At 52.7% G+C, this 24,818-nt stretch carries 18 protein-coding genes; 15 read left to right on the top strand and 3 right to left on the bottom strand.

Annotated elements, in window-relative coordinates:
• Position 1: 1 nt before the first annotated feature.
• Genes kdpB through kdpF form a run of 3 tightly spaced genes read right to left on the bottom strand, consistent with a single transcriptional unit; the run spans position 2 to position 3,832 of the window.
• The gene (kdpB, locus tag MPHASIOC01_RS19570) at positions 2 to 2,050 is read right to left on the bottom strand and encodes a potassium-transporting ATPase subunit KdpB (RefSeq protein WP_064599694.1); all 2,049 of its coding nucleotides are present in this window, start codon (positions 2,048 to 2,050) and stop codon (positions 2 to 4) included.
• A gap of 10 nt (positions 2,051 to 2,060) precedes the next feature.
• Positions 2,061 to 3,743 carry a potassium-transporting ATPase subunit KdpA gene (gene kdpA, locus MPHASIOC01_RS19565; RefSeq protein WP_064599695.1) on the bottom strand — a complete coding sequence of 561 codons (1,683 nt, stop codon included), beginning with the start codon at positions 3,741 to 3,743 and terminating at the stop codon, positions 2,061 to 2,063.
• Positions 3,743 to 3,832 (bottom strand): K(+)-transporting ATPase subunit F, encoded by a 90-nt coding sequence (gene kdpF, locus MPHASIOC01_RS19560; protein ID WP_064599697.1) that lies wholly within the window; start codon positions 3,830 to 3,832, stop codon positions 3,743 to 3,745. Before kdpF ends, kdpA begins: the two co-directional genes overlap by 1 nt.
• 303 nt (positions 3,833 to 4,135) lie before the next feature.
• Between kdpF and MPHASIOC01_RS19555 the strand changes: the two genes are divergently transcribed.
• The 15 genes from MPHASIOC01_RS19555 (at position 4,136) to MPHASIOC01_RS19485 (ending at position 24,814) form a co-directional block, all read left to right on the top strand.
• Positions 4,136 to 4,342 (top strand): YbfA family protein, encoded by a 207-nt coding sequence (locus MPHASIOC01_RS19555; protein ID WP_064599699.1) that lies wholly within the window; start codon positions 4,136 to 4,138, stop codon positions 4,340 to 4,342.
• 276 nt (positions 4,343 to 4,618) lie between these two features.
• Entirely contained in the window at positions 4,619 to 6,067 is a 1,449-nt protein-coding gene (phrB, locus tag MPHASIOC01_RS19550) for a deoxyribodipyrimidine photo-lyase (protein ID WP_353613100.1), read from the top strand.
• Complete coding sequence (locus MPHASIOC01_RS19545) at positions 6,064 to 6,807, top strand: type 2 GTP cyclohydrolase I (RefSeq protein ID WP_064599702.1); 744 nt, start codon at positions 6,064 to 6,066, stop codon at positions 6,805 to 6,807. The genes phrB and MPHASIOC01_RS19545 overlap by 4 nt, the downstream gene beginning before the upstream one ends.
• A gap of 43 nt (positions 6,808 to 6,850) precedes the next feature.
• Positions 6,851 to 7,507: a 5-oxoprolinase subunit PxpB gene (gene pxpB / locus MPHASIOC01_RS19540; RefSeq protein WP_064599704.1), complete on the top strand. Its 657-nt coding sequence runs from the start codon at positions 6,851 to 6,853 to the stop codon at positions 7,505 to 7,507.
• A complete protein-coding gene (gene pxpC / locus MPHASIOC01_RS19535; protein ID WP_064599706.1) occupies positions 7,501 to 8,436 on the top strand; it encodes a 5-oxoprolinase subunit PxpC in 936 nt (311 codons plus the stop codon). The genes pxpB and pxpC overlap by 7 nt, the downstream gene beginning before the upstream one ends.
• Before the next feature lie 745 nt (positions 8,437 to 9,181).
• A complete protein-coding gene (gene tssB / locus MPHASIOC01_RS19530; protein WP_064599783.1) occupies positions 9,182 to 9,679 on the top strand; it encodes a type VI secretion system contractile sheath small subunit in 498 nt (165 codons plus the stop codon).
• Between the two features lie 33 nt (positions 9,680 to 9,712).
• A complete protein-coding gene (gene tssC, locus MPHASIOC01_RS19525) occupies positions 9,713 to 11,260 on the top strand; it encodes a type VI secretion system contractile sheath large subunit (protein ID WP_064599707.1) in 1,548 nt (515 codons plus the stop codon).
• A 15-nt stretch (positions 11,261 to 11,275) separates the two neighbouring features.
• Entirely contained in the window at positions 11,276 to 12,616 is a 1,341-nt protein-coding gene (gene tssK / locus MPHASIOC01_RS19520) for a type VI secretion system baseplate subunit TssK (RefSeq protein ID WP_064599709.1), read from the top strand.
• Positions 12,613 to 13,302 (top strand): type VI secretion system protein TssL, short form, encoded by a 690-nt coding sequence (gene tssL, locus MPHASIOC01_RS19515; protein WP_064599711.1) that lies wholly within the window; start codon positions 12,613 to 12,615, stop codon positions 13,300 to 13,302. The genes tssK and tssL overlap by 4 nt, the downstream gene beginning before the upstream one ends.
• Complete coding sequence (locus MPHASIOC01_RS19510; protein ID WP_353613099.1) at positions 13,299 to 15,011, top strand: OmpA family protein; 1,713 nt, start codon at positions 13,299 to 13,301, stop codon at positions 15,009 to 15,011. Before tssL ends, MPHASIOC01_RS19510 begins: the two co-directional genes overlap by 4 nt.
• A 3-nt stretch (positions 15,012 to 15,014) precedes the next feature.
• Entirely contained in the window at positions 15,015 to 15,506 is a 492-nt protein-coding gene (gene hcp / locus MPHASIOC01_RS19505; RefSeq protein WP_064599715.1) for a type VI secretion system effector Hcp, read from the top strand.
• A gap of 180 nt (positions 15,507 to 15,686) precedes the next feature.
• A complete protein-coding gene (gene tssH / locus MPHASIOC01_RS19500; protein ID WP_064599717.1) occupies positions 15,687 to 18,365 on the top strand; it encodes a type VI secretion system ATPase TssH in 2,679 nt (892 codons plus the stop codon).
• Positions 18,362 to 20,707: a type VI secretion system tip protein VgrG gene (locus tag MPHASIOC01_RS19495; RefSeq protein WP_353613098.1), complete on the top strand. Its 2,346-nt coding sequence runs from the start codon at positions 18,362 to 18,364 to the stop codon at positions 20,705 to 20,707. The genes tssH and MPHASIOC01_RS19495 overlap by 4 nt, the downstream gene beginning before the upstream one ends.
• Positions 20,707 to 21,636 carry a hypothetical protein gene (locus MPHASIOC01_RS19490; RefSeq protein WP_353613097.1) on the top strand — a complete coding sequence of 310 codons (930 nt, stop codon included), beginning with the start codon at positions 20,707 to 20,709 and terminating at the stop codon, positions 21,634 to 21,636. Before MPHASIOC01_RS19495 ends, MPHASIOC01_RS19490 begins: the two co-directional genes overlap by 1 nt.
• A complete protein-coding gene (locus MPHASIOC01_RS19485) occupies positions 21,608 to 24,814 on the top strand; it encodes a T6SS effector BTH_I2691 family protein (RefSeq protein WP_353613096.1) in 3,207 nt (1,068 codons plus the stop codon). The genes MPHASIOC01_RS19490 and MPHASIOC01_RS19485 overlap by 29 nt, the downstream gene beginning before the upstream one ends.
• The last annotated feature ends 4 nt before the right edge of the window (positions 24,815 to 24,818 follow it).

Raw genomic sequence — 24,818 nt, 5'->3', positions numbered from 1 at the left:
CTCAAAACAAGCCTGTGGCACTGAGCAGCAGGTCGATAAGTTTGATACCAATAAAGGGTACGATTAACCCGCCCAGCCCATAAATCAGTAAATTCCGGCGTAACATGGCAGATGCGCCAAGGGGCTTATAATGCGTGCCGCGTAAGGCCAGTGGGATAAGGAAAACAATAATTAACGCATTGAAGATAACCGCACTGAGAATGGCTGAATTGGGCGAGTGGAGGTGCATGATGTTCAGCGCGTTCAGTTGTGGCCAGTTCGCCGCGAACGCGGCCGGAATAATGGCAAAATATTTTGCGACATCATTGGAAATACTGAAGGTGGTCAGTGATCCCCGGGTCATCAGCATTTGTTTACCAATATGCACAACTTCTATCAGTTTGGTTGGGCTGGAATCAAGGTCAACCATGTTGCCCGCTTCTTTTGCTGCCTGGGTTCCGGTATTCATTGCCACTGCAACATCGGCCTGAGCCAGCGCCGGGGCATCGTTTGTTCCGTCGCCTGTCATCGCAACCAGCCGCCCTTCTGACTGATACTGGCGAATCAGGGCCAGTTTAGCCTCGGGGGTTGCTTCCGCCAGAAAATCGTCCACGCCCGCTTCAGCGGCGATTGCCGCAGCGGTCAGCCGGTTATCACCCGTTATCATCACGGTTTTAATTCCCATCTGGCGCAATTGAGCAAAACGGGTCTTGATACCGCCTTTCACAATATCCTTCAACTCAATAACACCCAATACCTGAGCGCCTTCTGAGACTACCAGTGGGGTACCGCCTGACCTTGCGACTTCTTCAACTTGCTTATCTATTTGTGACGGGAAACGACCTTTATTAGCTTCAATATGACGGCGAACAGCGTCTACTGAGCCTTTGCGGATAATGCGGTTTTCCAGATTAATACCGCTCATGCGGGTTTGAGCGGTGAACGGCACAAATGTTGCGTTAAGCTGGCTGACATCCCGTTCACGTAAATTAAAGCGTTTTTTCGCTAATACCACGATACTGCGGCCTTCCGGCGTTTCATCGGCCAGCGATGCCAGTTGAGCGGCATCGGCCAGGCGCTTTTCGTCAATCCCGGGCGCGGGCATAAAACGGGCCGCCTGGCGATTACCCAATGTTATCGTACCGGTTTTATCCAGTAGCAAAACATCGACATCGCCTGCGGCTTCAACCGCCCGGCCGCTGGTGGCAATGACGTTGGCGCTGAGCATACGGCTCATGCCTGCCACACCAATCGCTGATAATAATCCGCCTATGGTGGTGGGAATCAGGCAAACCAGCAGTGCTACCAATACCGGAATACTGACGGCATGACCCAGCCAGGCGGTAAAAGGCCAGAGTGTGGCAGTCGCCAGCAGAAAAATAATGGTCAGCGCTGAGAGCAGCACAGAAAGAGCTATCTCATTTGGGGTTTTCTGGCGACTGGCGTTTTCAACCATGGCTATCATTCGGTCGAGAAATGTTTCGCCAGGGTTGACGCTGCAGCGAATAACCAGCCAGTCAGACAGGATACGTGTACCACCCGTGACTGAGGCGAAATCCCCACCGGATTCACGAATAACCGGCGCTGACTCACCGGTGATGGCGCTTTCATCTACCGATGCACCACCTTCCACGACTTCGCCATCACACGGAATAATGTCACCCGCTTCAACCAGTACGATATCTCCTTTGCGCAGGGTCTCTGCCGGTACAGTTTCTGGAAGGCTGCCATAATGTGGTTCAGACAGGCGTTTTGCCAGACTGGTCTTTTTGACACCTCTGAGGGCGCTGGCCTGGGCTTTACTCCTGCCTTCAGCCAGGGCTTCCGCAAAATTAGCGAACAGCAGGGTTATCCACAGCCATGCACTGATAGCAAGAGTAAAACCGGCCTCTCCGTGAGTGATTTTTGTTAGCATGGCCAGGCCCAATAATGTCGTCAGGACACTTCCGGCCCATACGACAAACATCACCGGGTTGTACCATAACCTCGCAGGGTTAAGTTTAAATATGGCATCAATGATTGCCTGGCGGCCCAGTGTTGGGTCGAACAGAGCCTGTGTTTTACGTGTCATATGCGCTCCGTTAATGGGTCAATTGGTTTAAGCTGTCCACCACTGGACCCAGTGCCAGTGCAGGAACAAACGTAAGGGCACCGACCAGAATGACAGTGCCAATAAGCAGCCCGACAAACAGCGGGCCGCTGGTGGGGAGTGTGCCGTTTTGTGGTGTTTGAGCCGGTTTACTGGCCAGAGAACCGGCTATGCCCATGACGGCGGCAATGACGGCAAAACGGCCAATGAACATGCAAAACGCCAGTAGCAGGTTCCAGAATGGCGTGTTGGCATTTAACCCGGCGAAGGCGCTGCCATTGTTATTTGCGGCGGAAGACAGGGCATACAGCACCTCGCTGAAACCGTGTGCGCCAGGATTCAGAATGGCCTCGCGCCCGAAAGGTGTCAGGGTTGCCAGTGCTGTACCCAGTAAGACCAGTGCAGGCGTGACCAGAATAGCCAGTGCTGTCCACTTCATTTCGGCAAGAGTAATACGTTTGCCTAAGTATTCTGGTGTGCGCCCAATCATTAAACCGGCAATGAAAACGGCGAGGATCACAAACAAGATCATGCCGTACAGGCCTGAGCCGACACCGCCAAAAACCACTTCCCCCAACTGGATTAGCCACATGGGAATCATGCCACCCAGTGCAGTGAATGAGTCGTGCATGCCATTAACTGCACCGCAGGAGGCCGCGGTTGTAATCACGGCAAACAGGCTGGTAGCCAAAATGCCGAAACGACTTTCTTTGCCTTCCATATTGGCGGTGCTGTTTGCACCAAGTGCGGCAAGGTGTGGGTTCCCTTGTGTTTCGGCCCACATAACAACAGCTGCGCACAAGACAAAAATAATTCCCATTGCCCATAACAATGTCTGGCCCTGGCGGTTATCGCGCGCGACTTCACCAAATGCAAAGCACAGTGCGGTGGGCAGTAAAAAAATAGCCAGCATTTGTATGAAATTAGTCAGTGCTGTAGGGTTTTCGAAAGGGTGAGCTGAGTTGGCATTGAAGAACCCACCACCGTTTGTACCCAGCATTTTGATCGCTTCCTGAGAAGCCACTGGCCCCCCTGGCAACAGGTGATGTAGCCCTTCAAGCGTGGTAAAGGGTTGTGCTGGCGCAAAATTTTGCAGTACGCCTTGTTGAATAAAGAAAAGCGCCATTATCAGCGCTATTGGCAGTAGTACCCACAGTGTAATTCGGGTGATATCAACCCAGGCATTTCCCAGTGTTTGAGCACTCTTGCGGGTGAGGCCGCGGATCAGTGCGAACGCAACCGCGATGCCAGTGGCTGCGGATAAAAAGTTTTGCACACCTAATCCCGCCATTTGGCTGAAATAACTCAGCGATGTTTCACCGCTGTATGCCTGCCAGTTGGTGTTGGTCACAAAACTAATAGCGGTATTGAGTGCCAGATCCCATGTCATTCCAGCTATATGCTGTGGGTTGAGTGGCAAGTGGTTTTGTAATATCAGCAGCGTAAATAACAGCACAATCCCTGTCAGATTAAACATCAGAATGGCTGTTAAATATTCACGCCAGCCCATCTCATTTCGCGGTATTCCGGTAATAAACCAGATACCCTGTTCCGGGCGTTGCATCCAGCGTGGCAGGTTACCTTCAATCAGGTAACGCAGGCCATGCCCCAGTGGGCGGGCAAGTAATATCAACACCAGCAGATAGCTGATGGTGAGCAAAATCGCATTACCCATCAGAATTTCTCCGCATGTAATAAGGCGTAGACCAGATAGCCGAGTAGCAGAAAAACCAGCACTATGCCGGCGACCAGGGAAAGACTCATCACGTTTACTCCAGTTATGAGGTTATCTGGGGGTTACGGTAAGCAAAGGGCTGGAAAAATTTCGCAAAAAAAGCCGTCAGGGTGTAAAAAAAATATAAAAACATAACCGTGAAATAACTAATGTTTAGTATTAAATTAACAATCCTGTAACTAAATTACGGGTATTCTGCGCCTGATGTGAAAAAATGACCATTTATGTGGTCGGATGAGTGGTAAAATTTCATCATTCCCGATATGATTTACAGCAGAGAACTTATTTATGCTTACCAGCACATTGAGCTGGTCCAAAAGGGGGAGAACATTATGTCGCTATACCAATCCTGGCCTCTGCACCGCATTCTCCTGCGCAGGGCCGGTGTCATTATCATTGGTACATTAGCATTGCCGGTTATGTTGTTCTGGAAAGACCGTGCACGTTTTTATAGTTATCTGCACCGCATATGGATGAAAACCAGCGACAAACCTGTATGGCTGGCCCATGCAGAGTCAGCGGCGGGTGACTTTTACTGAGTTTTATTCCACCGCATTTCACTATTCTTCGAACATTCCCTGCCATGGTGTTTTTCTCCGTGGCATTTTTTTATCCATTCCCAGTGCCAAAATACCTGGCTAAACTTACAGGTAAAAGTGATAAGGAGTGGATATGCGAGAAAAAAAAGGCTCAGCCCCGGGCAGACATTTCCGGTTAAATTTTCACTTATGGTTTGTGCCAGCCTTGTACCCTGAGATTAAGCGGCACTTACGGTCATGCCTGTTCTTTACGGTTGTTGGGGGCAGAGTGTCAGCATGATGTCTACTCAACAAACTGTCCATTTAGTCTGGTTTCGTCAGGACTTACGCATTACCGATAATCTGGCTTTGGCTGCTGCGTGCAACGAAGATGATGCTAAGGTTATTGCCCTGTTTATTGCCACCCCTGAGCAATGGCGCAGACACAGTATGGCTGCCCGCCAGGCATGGTTTATTCGTGAACAGGTGGTTTTACTGCGCCGTTCCCTGGGCGAAAAAGGGATCCCACTTTATTGTCTCAATGCGGCTGACTTTACTGATTCAGTCGGCACTCTGGTGGAATTTTGTGAAGCACACCAGGTATCGCATCTGTTTTATAACTATCAATATGAACTGAATGAAAGGCGCCGCGATGCACAACTGGAACAGCAACTGGCAGGTAAAGTCACTTGTCAAGGGTTTGATGACAGCGTTTTATTACCACCGGGGAGTGTGTTGACAGGCAATAACGAAATGTTTCGTGTCTTCACGCCATTCAGCAAGGCATTCTTGCGCCGCTTGCGCGAAAAAATGCCTCAGTGTGCTCCTGCTCCTCATGCTCGCGGTCCGGCAATCAGTGATGACACTCCAGTTGAATTTGATTACCCACTGCAACCAGTAGATACAACCCAATTTCCCCCTGGAGAAAAAGCGGCATTACAAAAGCTGCGTATGTTCTGCCAACAGAGGGTTCAGAATTACCAGCAACAGCGCGATTTCCCGGCACAGGATGGAACCAGCATGCTTTCCCCCTGGCTGGCGACTGGTGCATTGTCACCACGTCAGTGTTTCCGGCGGCTGCTGGCGGAGCATCCTCATGTCATGGAACACGAAGAGGGGGCAGCAGTATGGCTGAATGAGCTTATCTGGCGTGAGTTCTATCGCCACTTGCTGGTTGCCTGGCCTGCGTTGTGCCGACACCGGCCCTTCATTGGCTGGACGGATAACGTCGCCTGGTCACATGATAAAGCTTTGCTTGGTGCGTGGCAGCAGGGAAAGACTGGCTATCCCATTGTGGATGCCGCAATGAGGCAGTTAAACAGTACTGGCTGGATGCATAACCGGTTACGGATGATTACCGCCAGCTTCCTCACCAAAGACTTGCTGATTGACTGGCGGGAGGGCGAGCGCTGGTTTATGGAGCAACTTCTGGATGGTGATTTTGCTGCCAATAACGGTGGCTGGCAATGGGCAGCCTCTACGGGAACCGATGCAGCACCCTATTTTCGTATTTTTAACCCTGAAACCCAAAGTACCCGTTTTGATGTTCAGGGGAATTTCATTCGCCAGTGGCTGCCGGAACTCAGTCTGGTTCCTGCCAGCGCCATTCATAACCCGTGGAAATGGGCAGATAAGCAAGGGGTTACTCTTGATTATCCCCGTCCGGTTGTGGACCATAAAACGGCACGTTTGCATACGCTGGCTACCTGGGAAGCCGCAAGAGAAAAAATGAAGGATGAACAATGAATAATATTGAACTGGAACAAGTTATTAACGAAAAGTTGAATGCTGCAACTTTTAATGACTATGCCCCTAATGGATTACAGGTTGAAGGCCAGCCAGAAGTGCAAAAGATTGTCACAGGCGTTACCGCAAGTCAGGCGTTACTCGACGAAGCTGTAAGGCTGGGAGCGGATGCGGTGATTGTTCATCATGGTTATTTCTGGAAAGGTGAATCGCCCGTTATTCGTGGTATGAAGCAGAAGCGATTGAAAACCTTGCTGGTTAATGACATTAATCTCTATGGCTGGCATTTACCCCTTGATGCTCATGAAGAGCTGGGAAATAACAGCCAGTTAGCTCAACTGCTGGGGATTACTGTAAAAGGTGTGATTGAACCGCTGGTGCCCTGGGGTGAAGTGGCAATCCCGGTTTCAGGGGCCGAGTACGCGTCCTGGCTGGAGGCGCGTTTAGGCCGTAAACCGTTATGGTGTGGTGACAATGGCCCGGAAAAAATTACGCGTGTCGCCTGGTGTACCGGCGGTGGGCAAAGCTTCATTGATAGTGCAGCCCAGTTTGGTGTAGATGCGTTTATTACAGGTGAAGTGTCTGAACAGACGATTCACTCGGCCCGCGAACAGGGTATCCACTTTTTTGCCGCAGGCCACCATGCTACTGAACGATATGGGATAAAAGCATTGGGTGAATGGTTAGCTGCGCAGTATGGGCTGGATGTGATGTTTGTGGATATAGACAACCCGGCATGAGTTCTCTGTGAAACATGGGTCAGCAGTACCACAGGAGGCGGGAGTGCAGCGAGCACGGTGTTATTTACTGGGTGAGAATTGCGTAGTTTTATCTCTGGAACCACCAGTAAGCCTGGAAAGCCAGCAGCGCATATGGGGGCTGATGCAGCGCCTGCAGGGAATGCCAGAGGTACTGGAAGCAATAGCGGGCATGAACAATATCACGGTGATTCTCCGTGTTGCCAATAGCAATGCGCTGGATGCTATTGAACGGTTACAACGCTGGTGGGAAGAGAGTGAAGCCTGGACGCCACAATCCCGGCGCGTGGATTTCCCGGTCGTGTATGGTGGGCAACATGGGCCAGATCTCGGCGAAGTGGCCCGGCATTGTGGCATGACTCCCGCACAAGTCGTTGAACGCCACAGTAGTGTGGAATATGTGGTGTATTTTATGGGGTTTCAGCCGGGGTTTGCTTACCTTGGTGAGTTGCCTCACGAACTGGCAACCCCGAGAAGAGCTGAGCCGCGGCTGAATGTGCCTGCTGGCACGGTAGGAATTGGTGGTCAACACACCGGGATATATCCTCTGGAAACCCCGGGCGGCTGGAACCTGATTGGCCGAACATCCCTTGTACTCTTTGACCCACATAGTGAGCCTCCTGCGTTACTGAGGCCGGGTGACCGCGTGCGTTTTGTTCCGCAAAAGGAGGGAGTATGCTGAAAATACATCATGCCGGGATACATACCTCCGTTCAGGATGCTGGCCGTTCTGGTTTCCGCCAATTGGGAGTTAGCCTCTGTGGCGCACTGGACCTCCCCGCATTACGTACAGCCAACTTACTGGTCGGCAATGATCAATTTGCCGCAGGCCTGGAGGTGACTCTGGGCAATTTTGTGGCTGAATTTACGTCAACTGGCTGGGTAGCACTGACTGGTGCCGGCTGTGAGGCAACACTTGCAGGAAAACCCTTGTGGACGGGCTGGTGTTTTCCGGTGAAGCCGGGGGATCAACTCCGTTTGCGCCAGCCTCGCCATGGGATGCGCAGTTACCTTGCCGTCAGCGGTGGGGTTGTGGTTCCAGAGGTTATGGGCTCAAAAAGTACAGATCTTAAAGGCGGTTTTGGTGGGCTGGAAGGGCGATTAGTTCGTGATGGAGACAACCTGCTGGCAGGTGAGCCAGAACGCATTGTCACGCGCTCACGAGGGGTTAAACAGTTGCTGTGGAATAATCGGGTACGGGCATTACCTGGTCCTGAATATATGGATTTTACCCCATCAGCCCGGCAGGATTTCTGGCGTAACGGCTGGCAACTCTCGGCACAAAGTAACCGCATGGGGTACCGTCTGGTGGGAAACAGCCTGGAGCGCGAATCTGACCATGAGTTGCTGTCCCACGGGTTGGTTCCGGGAGTGGTTCAGGTGCCGCCAAATGGGCAGCCCATCGTATTGATGGCTGACGCGCAAACCACGGGGGGCTACCCACGCATTGCCTGTGTGATTGAAGCAGACAGATATCATCTGGCACAGTTACGCCTTGGCGAACCACTGCATTTTATGCAGTGCACTCATGAAGAAGCGCACCGTGCCTGGGTTGAGCAAGAGCGTTACTTTGAGCAACTGGCAAGGTATCTGGAACAAGAGACTCACTGACTCATACTAATAAAGATAACAAGGCCGTCTTAGCTTATTGCAGGGTGGCCTTTTTTATTCCTGTAGCAGTCTGGTTGCATAATAAATGTAGGTGGGGACAAAGAAAATCCTTTTATATGACTATATTTTAATATTTCTGAATGGCGGTGAATGTTTCCTGAAATAATTTTTTTCGGCTGTCTCTTTTTATTTTAGCCATTATCTCTTTCTTTGATTTTCTGAATCAGATTGCTGTATGAGTAGCGTTTTTTTACCTTGTTACTGATTGTTGTTATTTATTGGCAGGAGATTTATACAAGGAAATTGGTATCTTTTCCTTTATAAAAAGGTTTTATCTATTGATTTTATTAATTCTTCTCTTTTTGCTTTTATATAATGCATATATTTTTATTGATAAGCAGGAGTATTTCTTCGTTTTTATCTCCATTACTACTCTGTATTTCCTACCTTTTGGTCTCTGTTTACAGCTTTTTTAAATTGATAATTGGTTGTTTTTTGTTATTTTATTCTGATTTATTACTTTTATTTGGGTTTTTATTCTATCTAATGATTGTTATGTGTTATTTTCACCCAGTAAAGGATGTAGGGAGTTGTTATCTTATTCAGGTTTAAATACGCAATGCACTGTCTTCATAATTTATTTAATCAAATTAACGTATTTGAATATTTTCATCTGTCTATTATTGTATGTGCGGGCGGAAGTCCGGATGACACCAATAAAACATTCACTAATGAGAGAGGGGATATGAGCGACAGCTTCCAAAGGGAAATACCTAAAGCCCGCATTAACTTAAAACTGGATTTGCACACAGGAGGGGCGCAGAAGAAAACAGAATTGCCTTTAAAGTTATTAGTTGCTGGTGATTTTAGTAACGGCAAGGAGACACTGGCATTATCTGAGCGGAATAAAATCAACATTAATAAAAATAACTTTAATAGTGTGCTTGCTGACTATTCACCCTCTGTGAGCATGGCTGTAGAGAATACGCTTGCTGGTGACGGCAGTGAAGAAAATGTCAGCCTGACATTCCGTGATATGAATGATTTTTCTCCCGAACAGGTTGCACGGCAAATCCCTCAACTCAAAGCGATGCTGGCTATGCGTAACCTGCTCCGGGATCTGAAAGCAAATCTGCTGGATAACCAGTCTTTTCGTAAGGAACTGGAAAAAATCCTGCTTGACCCTTCCCTGAGCGCTGAGCTGCGTAATGAGTTGTCTGCGCTTGCGCCAAAACAGGCATAACACCAGTAACAATTTTAACGGACTAAATAAGGAATGCTGATGGCTGTAAATACTGAAAGCGCAACCACTGGGGATAGTGTGGTACTGGAACGCCCTGAAATGGGCAGTGTGTATACCTCGTTGTTTGAGAAAATTAATCTTAACCCGGTTTCAGAACTTAGCGCGCTGGATATCTGGCAGGATGCACAGGCGATGTCTGACGCTACGGCCGATGAACGCCTGACTGCTGGCATGCAGGTTTTCCTCGAGTGCCTGAGTAAAGCGGGAGCCCGTGTGGAAAAACTGGATAAACACCTGATTGATCACCATATAGCGGAACTGGACTGGCAAATCAGCCGCCAACTGGATGCGGTGATGCACCATGAAAGCTTCCAGTCAGTGGAATCCTTGTGGCGTGGCGTTAAATCGCTGGTGGATAAAACAGACTTCCGCCAGAACGTCAAAATTGAACTCCTGGATTTATCCAAAGACGACCTGCGCCAGGATTTTGAAGATGCACCAGAAATTATTCAGAGCGGCCTGTATTTGCAGACATATGTTGCTGAATACGATACACCGGGTGGCGAGCCGATAGCGGCACTCATTTCTGCGTATGAATTTGATGCATCGGCTCAGGACGTTGCACTGTTGCGCAATATCTCAAAAGTGTCTGCGGCAGCGCATATGCCTTTTATTGGCTCGGCAGGCCCGGCATTTTTTCTGAAAGACTCAATGGAAGAAGTCGCGGCCATTAAAGATATTGGTAACTACTTTGACCGTGCGGAGTACATCAAATGGAAATCTTTTCGTGAAACGGACGATTCCCGTTACCTTGGCCTGGTGATGCCACGAGTACTCGGACGCCTGCCTTATGGCCCGGACACAGTACCGGTACGTAGCTTTAACTATGTTGAAGAAGTAAAAGGGCCGGATCACGACAAGTATTTGTGGACCAATGCATCATTTGCCTTTGCTGCCAATATGGTGCGCAGCTTTATCAATAATGGCTGGTGTGTACAAATTCGCGGCCCGCAGGCGGGTGGTGCAGTGCAGGATCTGCCAATCCATTTGTATGATCTGGGAACGGGCAACCAGGTGAAGATCCCTTCTGAGGTGATGATCCCTGAAACCCGCGAGTTCGAATTTGCCAACCTCGGTTTTATTCCGCTTTCCTATTACAAAAACCGCGATTATGCGTGTTTCTTTTCGGCAAACTCCACCCAAAAACCCGCACTGTATGATACGGCTGATGCAACAGCGAATAGCCGCATTAATTCGCGGTTACCCTACATATTCTTGCTGTCGCGTATTGCGCATTACCTGAAGCTGATTCAACGCGAAAACATCGGTACCACGAAAGATCGCCGTTTACTGGAACTGGAACTGAATACCTGGGTGAGTGGGCTGGTAACAGAAATGACTGATCCGGGTGATGAATTGCAGGCTTCTCATCCACTGCGTGATGCGAAAGTGGTTGTGGAAGATATCAGTGATAACCCGGGTTTCTTCAGTGTGAAACTGTACGCGGTGCCCCATTTCCAGGTCGAAGGCATGGATGTCAACCTGTCGCTGGTTTCCCGAATGCCAAAGGCGAAATCTTAACAAGGCAGGAAGCCGATGAAAACGGAACAACCGTTATGGGGGCGAGGGATTATGCTTTCGCCCCAGCATTTCCAACAACAGGCTGCGTATGCAGCCTGGTCTGCCGAATGCATTGCCAGAATGGGGCTCAACCATCCGTGGGGAGTGGTTGAGGTTTCGTTTGAAGCCGATGCATTGAAACTGGGTCATCTCCAGGCCCGCCACTTACATGTCCGTTTCCAGGACGGCACATTGATTGATACCAACAACGCGGAGGCATTGCCACCCGCGTTGCCCCTGGCTGGCGAAACCCATGAAACGACAGTGCTTCTCGCATTACCCCGGATGCGTGCCAATGGTGGCAATTGCCTGAAACCCGAAGAAGTCGCCGCTCACCCAGTCCGCTTTCGCCAGTCCTGGCATGACGTGCGTAATCTCTTTGGGGATGATGACCGCCAGATTGCCATACTCCAGCCAGAACTTAGCCTGCGTTTTGCTCACCAGAAGAATGGTGATTTCCTTACCTGCCCTGTGGCTCGCCTGATTCAGGATTCACAGGGAGTATGGCGTGTGGACGAGACATTCCTTCCACCGTTACTCAGTGTGCGCAGTAGCTCATGGCTGGTGGTTCACCTGGAACAACTGATGACCCAACTACGTGCGCGGCTTGCACGGTTGATGGCCATGAGGCGTGAAAGCAATGAGCGTATGGCAGACTTTGCTGTCGCAGATGTGTCTTTGTTCTGGTTACTGAATGCCCTTAACAGCGCTGAACCGGTACTCGGGCAATTTCAGCACCACCCACAATCACCCGTGGAACGTCTGTATCCCGAGCTTGCCCGGCTTGCCGGTAGTTTGCTGACATTTTCCCTGGAGCATCAGATTACCGCTATTCCTCACTACCGCCATGAGGCACTGAACGATGTCTTCCCACCATTATTTAATTTGTTGAGTGATTTATTAGAAGCCAGCCTGCCATCACGGGTTGTGTCGATTGAACTGACGTGTGACACACGCCTGCGGCTGTGGTCGGCGCGGCTGCATGACCCCCGGTTGCGTGATGGGGCCGACTACTACCTTTCGGTACGCTCACCCATACCTGCAGCGCGGTTGCAGGAGCAATTTCCTCTGCAATGCCGTGTGGGTAGCCCGGACTTTGTCACCAGCCTGGTGAACGCGTCTCGTCAGGGTATCCCACTCAAGCCTTTGCACCATGTCCCGGCAGCTATCCCGTTGCGCCTGGAAAACCAGTACTTCTCCCTTGATTTGTCTCATCCGGCGGCAAAAGAAATGCTGGAAAGCGGCAGTTGCATGTTCTACACCCCGGGCATGCTGGGCGAACCTGAACTTGAACTTTACGCGGTACTGAGAACATGAGTGAGCAAACATTCGAAATTACTAAACCTGTTGATATTGATTCACTTTTGCATAGTACCTGGCTGCAGGTTATCAGCTTACGCCACAGCCCTGAATTTAAGTCCGGCGAAGGGGCGATATTGTGGGAGCGCTGTGTCGAGAACATTACCGGGGCGCAACAGGCGCTGAAAGCAACACAACTGGATGAAGTGAGCTGCCAGCACATCCTCACTGCACAATGCGCACTATTGGATGAAACGGTGAAAAGTCGTGGTGTTCAGGATGATGCCTGTGCGCAGTGGTACAGCATTCCTCTTGAAGGGCATTTCCTGGGCACGATGAATGCGGGGGATACCCTTTGCGACCGCATGCGCGCAGTGTTGCGTGAGCCTGCGCCAGACCTGGCGGTTTTGGTCTGTTTCCACCGGGTTTTGATGTTAGGTTTTTTGGGCAGTTATCGTTCACTGGATGATCCGGAACGTAACAAACTGGTCAATGCGCTTAATGACAAAGTTGGCGGCATCACCTGTACAACAGTGCAACCCGTTCTGAACGAAAGGTTCGATGATGTGGGGGTAATGCGTTGTTTTTCCTCCTGGCCTGCACGTATTGGCCTGGCTGTGTTTATGCTGGTTGTACTGTGGTTGGGTCTGGATCTGTGGCTGGACCAGGTTCTGGCAACACGGTTGCCTGAGGTGGTTCAATGACACCCACACAACAGCGACTGCTGGTGTTATGGGCCGCACTGTTAAGCAGTGTGCTCTGTCTCGGGTTCCTGCCTGTCTCGCGTTTTTCTGCTGTATTGGCGGTGGTTGTTATTTGGGGAAGTGCCACTGTATGGGTGGGCATGGCAAACCGCCGGGGAAACCCAGGCGCTATTGCCTGGTTTACTGACTTGCCCGGAGTGGCATACCGCCAGCCTGTTGTATTGGTTTGCGGTGATTTGCCAGGCAACTGGCCAGAGGCCTCACCGGTTCTCACTGTGAGCCAGGGTTGCTGGATAAGAGTGGAAACTCCGCATGACCTGGCGGCAGTTACCCGCGAACTGTTGTCTCAACGCCCCGGCTGGGGTCGCCAGCTTTCGGTAATGGTCTGCGTTTGCCCACAACAACATGGTGACCTGGAAACGCTCACCAGCCAGTTGCTCGCTTTGCGTTGGCAAATAAGCCAGTTGCACCGTATAACCGGGCAGGCTGTGCCGCTATTGCTCAGTAGTCTGGTGGGCACCGCAATGGTGAAAGATATGCACTGGCAATCTGCAACATCGGAGGGGCGTATCCGTGTCTGGCATAGTTCATCTGTGCCGGAAACAGTTGCTGGCTGGCTTAATACGCAGAATCCCCAGTCTGTTGAGCCCCCGGTGTTGATGAATAGCCTGGCAAACTGGTTCAACCGTTATGTTCACGCCGTATTTATAGATACAAAACCGGATATGCCACCCATTAAACCCACAGCAGTGGTTTGGGGAATAAGCCCGGTTCTGGCGGGAAGTTTACCCCGTTCAGTCTGGGCCGAATGGTTACACCGGCATACAGCATTGAATGACGTCGCTGGCTGGCATCCTGCCGGGGCTGACAGCACAGTGATGCCACTGTTACCCGATTTTATTTTACCGCTGCTGCCTGAGGGGGAAGGCGTAACGCCCGGTCAGCGTATGTTGTGCAACGGTTTTGTGCTGTTCACGCTGAGCATCGGCGTGGCTTTAGCCAGCAGTGCCTGGAACAACCAGCAATTACTGCAACGCATCAGTTTCGATTTACAGCATTACCACCATATTGGCCCGGCAGATAACAGGCAGAAGGCGCAAGCGGTAAATGAGCTGCGCCTGCACGCAGCCCAACTGAATAGCTGGGCTCGTAATGGTAGCCCACTTCACCTGAGCCTGGGGTTGTACCGTGGGGAGCATTTACGCGCACCGGTTATGGCCGCCATCCAGTCTTACGTTGTACCGGTAGAACCTGTTGTTCCCACACCTCCGGAAACAAGCCAACCCAATATTATTCACCTCGATAGTATGTCTTTGTTCGATGCCGGGAAGTCTGAGCTGAAACCCGGTTCCACGAAAGTGCTGGTGAATGCGCTGGTGGGGGTTAAAGCCCGGCCAGGGTGGCTGATTCGCATAACCGGGCACACAGATAACACCGGGAGCACATCACTCAACCAGGCGTTGTCTCTGCAACGGGCGGAGTCGGTGCGTGACTGGATGCGCGATACCGGCGAAATACCGGAAAACTGTTTTGCGGTTCAGGGGCATGGTGCAAGTCGCCCCGTCGCAACTAACGATACAGCGGAAGGCCGTGCGCTTAACCGCCGTGTCGAAATCAACCTGGTTCCACAGGCGAATGCCTGTCTGGCAGCAGGTTTATCCTCTGCGCCATCACTGGATGGTGGCGTGTCACGAAACGAAATGGAGTAACAAATGGCAATTCCTGTTTATCTTTGGCTGAAAGACGATGGCGGTGCTGATATCAAAGGTTCTGTAGATGTTCAGGACCGTGAAGGCAGCATTGAAGTGGTGGCGCAGGAGCACAACCTGTATATCCCGACTGATAACAACACCGGGAAACTGACTGGCACCCGTATCCACACACCTTTTTTGTTCACCAAAGAAATTGATTCCGCCAGCCCGTATTTATACAAGGCGGTGACCACAGGCCAGACGCTGCAGTCAGCTGAATTTAAGTGGTACAAAATCAATGATGCGGGCCAGGAAGTGGAGTACTTCAACACCAAACTTGAGAACGTGAAGGTGGTGAAGGTAAACCCGGTTATGCATGACATCAAAGACCCTGCTTACGAGAAACACAATCACCTGGAGCGCATTGAACTGCGTTACGAAAAGATCACCTGGACTTACAAAGACGGCAACATCATTCATTCTGATTCATGGAATGAGCGCGCCACCGCGTAAGTTATTCAAGCGGGCAGTTTCGGCTGTCCGCTTTTCTTTTTGCTGAGCATCGGTGAAGCGGGTGTTCAGCAAAAAATACCACAAACCCCAAACCAGACCGGATGCGCTTAGGTTCCTGAAAACAAGGAAAAGCGATGGGCGGTAGCGTGCCTGAAGGTCTCTGACAGCGAGTGAAAGAATATGGAAAATTCAGCGAACCTGTTGCGTCGTCTAAACCCTTACTGTGCCCGTGCACTGGAAAGTGCTGCCTCTCTGTGCCAAACCCGGGCTCACGCGAAAATTCACCCAGAGCACTGGCTATTAAAGCTATTTGAACAAGGCGAGGGTGACCTGACGGTATTGGGACGCCGTTACGAATGGGATATGGATGCGCTGTGGCAGGACCTGATGAACTGGCTGGATGCGTTACCTCGCCAGATTCATCACCGGCCACGATTATCGGATGAAACTCTGGCGTTGTTACAGGAAGCCTGGTTACGGGCATCACTGGCTGGCGAAGAGCAGATTCGCAGTGTTCACTTGCTGATGGCTCTGGTTAACAAACCTCGCCTGGTATCGTGTGATGGTTTGTGGCCGTTGCTGACTTTGAGGCAAATTCAGTTAGAGCGCCTGCGGTCACTCCTTGACACACAATCTGACGAGCGGCTTGAAGCTCAGCAGAATGACGAACTTGCCCATTCACTGCTTGATAATGCCACCCTGGCGGGCCGCCCGGAAAGCCAGCCAGACAATGCGGCAACACTGAACAGCGTATTACAGAATACGCTGGATAAATTTACCGTTGACGTGACAGCCAAAGCCCGCAAAGGGGATATCGACCCGGTATTTGGGCGTGATACTGAAATTCGCCAGATGATAGATATTCTTTCGAGGCGACGTAAAAACAACCCTATTTTGGTCGGCGAGCCGGGTGTCGGAAAAACAGCGTTAGTGGAAGGGCTGGCTCTGCGTATTGCACAAGGGAATGTCCCCGAATCCCTGAAGCCAGTCACCCTGCGCACCCTTGATCTTGGCCTGTTACAGGCCGGAGCCGGTGTGAAAGGGGAATTTGAACAGCGGCTGAAAAATATTATTGATGCGGTACAACAATCATCTGAACCCGTACTGCTGTTTATCGATGAAGCTCACACCATTATTGGAGCCGGGAACCAGGCTGGTGGTGCAGACGCTGCTAATTTGCTCAAACCCGCGCTGGCTCGTGGTGAATTGCGCACTATCGCAGCCACGACCTGGAGCGAATATAAACAATATTTTGAACGCGACGCCGCGCTGGAGCGCCGTTTCCAAATGGTGAAAGTTGATGAACCGGATGATGACACTGCCTGCCTGATGCTCAGAGGTCTTAAGCCTCGTTATGTGCAACATCATGGTGTTCATATTACAGATGATGCGGTGCGTACAGCGGTGGCTTTATCACGCCGCTACCTGACTGGACGCCAGTTGCCGGATAAAGCGGTTGATTTGCTGGATACCGCGGCTGCCCGTGTTCGTATGAGCCTTGATACGTTACCAGAGGTTATAACCGGCTACCGTTCGCGCATTACTGCGCTGGAAATGGAGCGCCAGGCTCTTCAGGCTGATATCGATGCGGGAGGAGACGTGGCTGATGGGCGTATTTCCGCGCTCGAACAGGAAGAAATTAGCCTGGTGGTGGCGCTGGATGAACTGGAAGCGCAATACGGTAAAGAACAGGCTGTGATTGAACAAATTCTGGCTTGCAAAGGTGATACATCCGGCTCTGCACAGAGGGCCTCTTTGCTTAAACAATTGCGCCAGATTCAACAGGAACAGGCGCTGGTTTACCCGGATGTTGAGCCCCGTACAGTAGCAAATGTTATTGCAGACTGGACTGGCGTTCCGCTCTCTTCGTTGATGAAAGACGAGCAAACTGAGTTGTTAAGCCTGGAGCATGAAATCGGCAAGCGAGTGGTTGGCCAGGAGGCTGCGTTGAATGCCCTGGCCCAGCGCTTGCGGGCCGCAAAAACCGGGTTGACCTCTGAAAATGGTCCTCAGGGCGTATTTCTTTTGGTTGGCCCGAGTGGTACCGGTAAAACGGAAACCGCACTGGCGCTGGCCAGCGCGTTGTATGGTGGTGAGAACTCACTGATTACCATTAACTTATCTGAATACCAGGAACCCCATACGGTTTCTCAGTTAAAAGGCTCACCACCAGGTTATGTAGGGTACGGGCAGGGTGGCGTTCTGACTGAAGCGGTGCGTAAACGCCCGTACAGTGTGGTGTTGCTGGATGAAGTCGAAAAGGCGCATAAGGACGTGATGAACCTGTTCTATCAGGTTTTTGACCGTGGCTTTATGCGTGATGGGGAAGGCCGTGAAATAGACTTCCGCAATACAGTGATATTGATGACATCTAATCTGGGTGGCGACTTGCTGATGCAAATGCACGATGACCAGCCTCAAGCCACAGATGGCGATTTACATGAATTACTGCGTCCATTGTTGCGTGACCATTTCCAGCCTGCGCTGTTGGCGCGTTTCCAGACAGTAGTTTATCGCCCGTTATCACCTGTTGCTATGCGCGCTATTGTCGAGATGAAACTGGCACAGGTAAACCAGCGTTTGCAGCGCCATTATGGGCTGAAAACACAAATAGAAAACAGCCTGTATGACGCATTAACCAGTGCCTGTCTGTTACCTGATACCGGTGCGCGCAATATCGACAGCCTGCTTAACCAGCAAATTTTGCCGGTACTGAGCCAGCAGTTGCTGGCTTACCTTGCGGAGAAACAACTGCCCCGGAGCCTGGCGCTGGGGTGGCATGAAACTGAAGGTGTCACTCTGGTATTTGGCGCGCCTGCTGGCGATATTGATAACCCTGACTGCGGAGGCGTGCAATGAGCAGCAATCCTTCCCGGGTGCTGTTCAGCCACAGCCACCATTTACTGAAGATTAAAGATTGCCAGTCACAGCCAGATGTCCTGGCTTTTGAAGGCCGCGAAGCGCTGAGTGAGCCATTCAGTTACCGCATTGAGTTTACCAGTACTGACCACGGCATTGGCCGGGAAAGCATGCTGATGAAAGCAGCATCACTGACGCTGCAGGCTCCAACAGACCAGGGGTTCAGCATTAAAGTTCGCCAGCCAGTGCGAGTCATTCAGGGCGTGGTCACCGGGTTTGAACGCCTGAGCACATCTAAAGACGAAACACACTATGCGGTGACGTTGCAACCCCGCCTGGCGCTGCTTTGCCGGACTCGTCATAACGCGATTTACCAGGATATGTCAGTTCCGCAAATCGTGGAGAAAATCCTGCGTGAGCGCCATAAAATGCGTGGGCAGGATTTTCTCTTTTCACTGACCAAAACTTACCCACGCCGTGAACAGGTCATGCAGTACAACGAGGATGATCTGCAGTTTATTACCCGCTTGCTCGGCGAGGTGGGGATCTGGTTTCGCTTCACCACCGACACGCGCCTGAGAATTGATGTTGCGGAGTTCTACGACAGCCGACAGGGTTACGAAACAGGCCCTGTACTCCCTTCGGTTCCGGTTTCCGGGCAACTTGACCGGGGGGAAGAGTCCGTATGGGGGCTTGAGAGCCGGTACCAGGTGGTGGAAAAAGCGGTCAGCCTGCGGGATTACAACTACCGGGAAGCTGAAGAGGATATGGATATTCGGGTGGATGTTGCCCGTGATGACCAGGGCACTTATGGTGAAGCGTACCACTATGCCGACAACTACCGCGTTCCCGGTAGTATTTATGATCACAACCCTCCACCTGAGAATGGGGTGTTCTACGCCCGAATGCGCCATGAACGCTACCTGAACGGGCTGGCAACGCTTTCCGGGATGTCCAGTTGTGCCACGCTGTGCCCGGGGCAGGTACTGAAGGTAACGGGCGGCCATGAGGTGACGGAAGCCTTCGCCCGAGGTGTGGCGATTACTTCCGTCATAAGCCAGGCACGGCGAGACAAAAGCCTGGTAGTGCGTTTTGGCGCGATACCGACTAATCCTGATTACAGTTTTCGCCCACCACGGGGTTGTCGGCCAATAATGGCCGGGACGTTACCCGCCAGGGTGACCAGTACAACGAAAAACGATCCTTACGGGCATATTGATAAGTTCGGGCGTTATCGGGTCAACATGTTGTTTGACCGGGATGACTGGGAACGGGGCTCGGAAAGTATGTGGCTACGTCAGTCCCGGCCTTATGGTGGTGATACCTTCGGCCTGCACTTACCTTTACTGGCAGGAACCGAGGTGGCAATAGGGTTTGAAGATGGTAACCCCGACCGCCCCTATATTGCCGGTGTGCTGCATGACTCAGTACACCCGGATCTGGTCACCATCCGTAATTATCGCCGAAATGTGCTACGCACTCCGGCGAACAATAAAATTCGCCTGGAGGATAACCGCGGCCAGGAGCATATCAAAATCTCCACTGAATACGGTGGCAAAAGCCAGTTAAACCTGGGCCACCTGGTGGATAGCGAGAAACAGCAGCGCGGTGAGGGGTTTGAGTTGCGTACCGACTGCTGGGGGGCAATCCGTGCTCAGGCCGGGTTATTTATAACTGCTGACGCGCAGATTAAAGCTCAGGGGAATGTACTGTCAATGGATGCAGCCTTAGGCACCCTAAGGCAGGCACATGGGCTGGCGCAGTCATTAAGTGAAGCCGTGTCTGTTGCTCAGGCTGAGCTGGCACAACTCCGTGCGCAAAAGGATTTGCTCGAATCTTCATTAAAAGACCTGCAGATGTCCGCATTGCTGTTGAGTGCGCCAGACGGAATTGCACAAGTCTCGCCACAAAACATTCAGATCAGCAGCGGGCAAAATTTCATTCAAACCTCCGGAGAAAATAGCGACTTCAGCGTATTTAAAAAATTTACGGTTGCAGCCGGAGAAATGGTCAGCCTGTTTGCTAAAACGTTGGGCATTAAAATATTCGCGAATCAGGGCAAAGTGGATATTCAGGCGCAGGGTGGAGAAATGTCATTGACTTCGCGTAACGCGATGAATCTCACCAGTAAAGATGGTGAAATAACACTCCAGTCAAGGAATAAACTGACTCTGTCCAGCGGCAAGACGGCTTTAGTAATAGAGCCTTCAGGTATCACGTTAATGACACCCGGAGATCTGAACATTAAATGCACCAGTTGGCACAGGGAAGTCGCGCAGAGTTATAGCCCATCGCCTGCGAGTGTACCGCCAACTGCAACCTGCGTGGAGAATAACCGCTGATGAATGCTCCGGACATGTCGCTGCCGGATAGTCTCAATGCCCGGTACGATGAGTATCGTTACCTGTTACTCGACCCCATCAAACCAGTGGCGCCCTGGAGCCCGGTGAATATGGATAATCTCTATCAAACAGCCAGGCGTGAGTCTTTTTCTATTGTTCCCAGGCACGACCTTGTCTGGTCACCTGAACATTGCCCTCAGTTATTGCTACTGGCACCGCCGCAAGCGCCCTGTGATGCCATGCTGGTTCAGAACAGTGAAATGTATTCACGCAATGAAGTGCTGCATGAGAAGCGCTATATCTGTGGGTGGTTAAGTTCACCGCTTCCCCCGAAAGAAATGGCAAACTGGCTGGCCGAATTGTGTACAAGGCTAACAACTGACAGTGTTGTGCCTGTTTATGAACCTTTCAGACTTGAACTGTTGAGTATGGTTGCTGAGCCTGCGCTGCTGGCATCGCTGCTCGCACCTGTTAACGCGTGGCACATAGCGTCTGTCACTGGAAGGTTAATCACATTACGGGGTGAGCAACAGAGTAACGGTAGCCGTCTTAGCTGGCGAGCGGAGCTGGTATTAAACAATATTCACCCAATACGGCTTTTGTTGTCTGAGTGGGAAAAACAGTGCGCAGTGCTTTCAGAAAATGCGGTATCCCTGGCAACCGATGCCTGGATAACCTCAGGGGAAAGCAAACTTCATCATTTTAACGACCGTTTTTTTCTGGCGCTCAATAACCTGATTCTGGGCGTTGATATGACGCAACATCCCGCTATACAGACGTTGTTACAGCAAGTAGCTGATAACCCCGGGCTGTATTTCACCCAGGTGATAGAAAACATTGACGATTCAGCCTGGCAGGCCCTGCATCCTGCCGGGCCGTTAACGGAAAGGAGTTCCGGCGATGAATATCAAAGAACAGATTGCCCGTAATGCACTTGCAGCACGCCAGGCTGCGGCAGCGCCGTCCGGCTGTAAAGCCTGCAGCCGGCAGGGTGTGGCCATATACCCGTTGCGGGTGGCAGCCGTGCCCGCTTTTCTGGTGCATCCTGCCTGGCGCCCGGCGGTGCCTGAGCAGGCGGTTCCCCTGGCGGGTGGGGAATTCAAATACGCCCTGCGCACCCTGCGTGGCGGGTACGTCTATGTACTGCTGGACGGGGAAATCTGGCAGGGGTACCAGGTGACCCCGGAAGGGTACCTGCGCCAGTTTAATGTGGAAGAGATGCCGGCCAGCCCGGACATCCCGCCCCTGAATACCGCCTGCCGGAGACAGCACCATGACATCCTGGCCAGTTTTATCACCATTGCACCCCATCACACGGATATCCGCATGGCATTCAGCAGTGACCCGTGGAGCATGGATGTTCTGGATGCCTGGCGCAGCAAAAACGGCCCGTCTGCGCGTTTTACCCAACTGACCCTGTCCGGGGGGCAGGTGAGCGCCACGCAGCCGCACCGGCACCGGGTGCTGGAGCCTTCCCTGGACACCCTGAAAGCCCAGGTCGCTGAGTTTGCCGTGGAATCCTTCCCGTCGGTGGCCGGCCGTGGCGGCACTCCGGGCGGGGCTCACGGATTTTACCCGCGTACTAACAGGGAAAAACAGCGGGTACTGGGAATGCACCTTGCCCGTGCGGAACAACAGTACGGTGCGCCGGTCAGTGCCGTGGTGCTGGATGACATTGTCGGGGTGGTACAGGAATTAAACCACAGCCGGCTGGACGTGACGGACGCGCTGGCGGCGTACACCGGGCAAAAGAGGGTGATTCACCAGTTGATGGTGTCGGAAAGCATTCTGGCACTCCGTGAAGGCACCCGGTTGCGGGTGCATAATGACCCGCAACTGAAAGGGTTTTCCACGCCGGGTTACCACGGCTCGTTCAGCGTGAGCCGTGAGGTGGAGGTGGCCCTCAGAACGCATGAAGCGTTAAGACGGATGGAGCGGTTTTATCATGAGCCTGCCCGGGCGGAGTTTGCCCGTGAATATGAAAGCATGGTGGGCAGCCATCACCGGCGTATTGCAGCCATCTGGCAGGACCTGGCGCGGCTGCAGGGCTCTGCCGCCTGGCAGGGCATAATGCAGGACGACTATGCACCGGAGCGCAGTGTGCTCAGCTGGTCGTTTCTGTTGCGCACACTGGCCAGTTGCCTGCATGGCGGGCCACATAAAGACATGCCGGAAGGGCGGGGCGGGCAGGCAGAAGGCAACGCGGATTTTTCCGGCTGGCGGGCCTGGCTGGAAAACCCGGCCAGCCCGCTGTTTGTGGCCATGCTGGGAGGGGCGAAGGTGTCTGCCGGGGTGTTCAGCGGGCTGTTTTCGTATGCCGACCTGAAATCGGCCCTCACCAGCAGTGAAGTCAGCCAGTTTGTGAACAGTGAGGTGTACCAGCGCCAGGTGGCGAGCCTGGTTACGGCGGTGAACGGGGCATTTGCTCACCTGCGCCATACCCTGCCCGGGAGGGTCAGAAACGGGGTGGAGCGGGTGGTGATGGCGGTGGGCAGTGCCACCACCGGCGGCCCGGGTGTGGGGGTCTTTACCGGGGAGATGACGGTGCGGGACTTTCAGTCACTGGTCCGCCGCCAGTTAACCGCCCACGGGCGGCCTTTATGGACCACCCGCACGGCCCCGGACGGGCAGTTTACCCGCACCACCAGTGCCCGGCACCCGCCACAGATAACGGATGCGGAGATACTGAACCGCAGAATCAGGGTACGTCTGGCACTGCCACTGAACAGCCCGGAGCTGCTGGCCGGGATAACGGGGATGACCCCGGAGGCGGTGAACAGTGCGCTGAAAAACGGTGATATCGCCCTCAGTGATGCGGAGATAAAACGTGTGGCCCGGGCGCAGGCCCGGCTTTCTCCGCACCTGCAGAGCGGGATACTGGGTCTGGTGCTGGCCGGGGTGATGGTCAGCGCCACTGCCGATAATCTGGCGGCCCTGAAAAGTGCGATGCCCGGCGACACCCGGGCAGAAATGGCGCTGGCATCCGGTGTGCTGATACTGATGGCGTCAGCCGTGGAAATTGTGGGGCAGAGTGCGGCGGTACTGAACCTGTTTAACAAGGGAGATATCCTGCTGAGGGCCGCCGGGGTCATTGCCGGGCTGGCGGTGGTTATTCAGGGTGTGGCGTTATGGATAAAGGGATATGAGGTGTGGGAATTCGGTGACAAGATGGCTGGAGGTTTTTATGTCATTGCGGGTTCTCTTTTTATCATATCTGGCGGTATGGCTATGGCCTATAGCGCAGCCGGTAAGTTCACCCTGCTTGGCCCGGTAGGCTGGTGTATTGCCCTGGGTATTCTGGCCGCCACCCTGGTGGCAGTGGGCAACCGCTATATCCGCTCCCCGCTGGAGCGCTGGCTGAGCCACTGCTGCTTTGGTAACCGTAACAGGTGCGATGAACGCGAACCGGTCTGGCACCCGGAAAGCCTGGAAGACCTGCAGGAGTGCCTGGACGCGCTGGCGATTATAACCAGTGGGGTGTCGGTGCAACTGCGTTATGACCGGCTGGCCGGGCTGACCAAAGCGGCGCCATTACCGGGCACCCGTCTGCTGGCGGCCCGGGTCATTCTGGCAGACTGCCACCCGGAAAACTCAGCCTGGCGGGTGGAACTGGCGGGTATCACCCACGGGGGAATACGCCAGGTACTGGCATGCAGTGCCTCCGCAGACCAGCAGGGTAACCTGCCACCACTACAGCCACAGACCTATGAAGCCCTGCGGGTACAGTATCCCCGCGCGGATGTCATGGCGCCGAATCCCCAACCGGTCAGGCAGGTCACTGCCGCCACCACGCTGGCGGAAACCTGGTATACCCGGGAACAGGCACCGGAGCCGGGCCGGCAGGATGACACCGGGAGGGTACGGGCAGAACAGCCGCTTCAGGGCCCGGCATCAGGCAGCACCTGCCCGCAAGACAATGCCCCGCCAGCGGGCTCACAGCCGGAAAAAAACGGTGAGCAGAAAAAGCCGGAGCCCCACGGGTTGCAACTGGACGGCACCTTTCCCCTTAACACCACCCGTTTTAAGCGTGCGGAACTGTCGGTGGTCTGGTGGCCGGATAAATCACTGCCGGATGAATACCTGCAACTGGCCACCCATATGGACTGATGCG

This window comes from Mangrovibacter phragmitis, assembly GCF_040429585.1.
In the GTDB taxonomy this organism is placed as follows: domain Bacteria; phylum Pseudomonadota; class Gammaproteobacteria; order Enterobacterales; family Enterobacteriaceae; genus Mangrovibacter; species Mangrovibacter phragmitis.
Note: the sequence above shows the minus strand (reverse complement) of the source record. Positions and strands in the feature narration are given on the sequence as shown.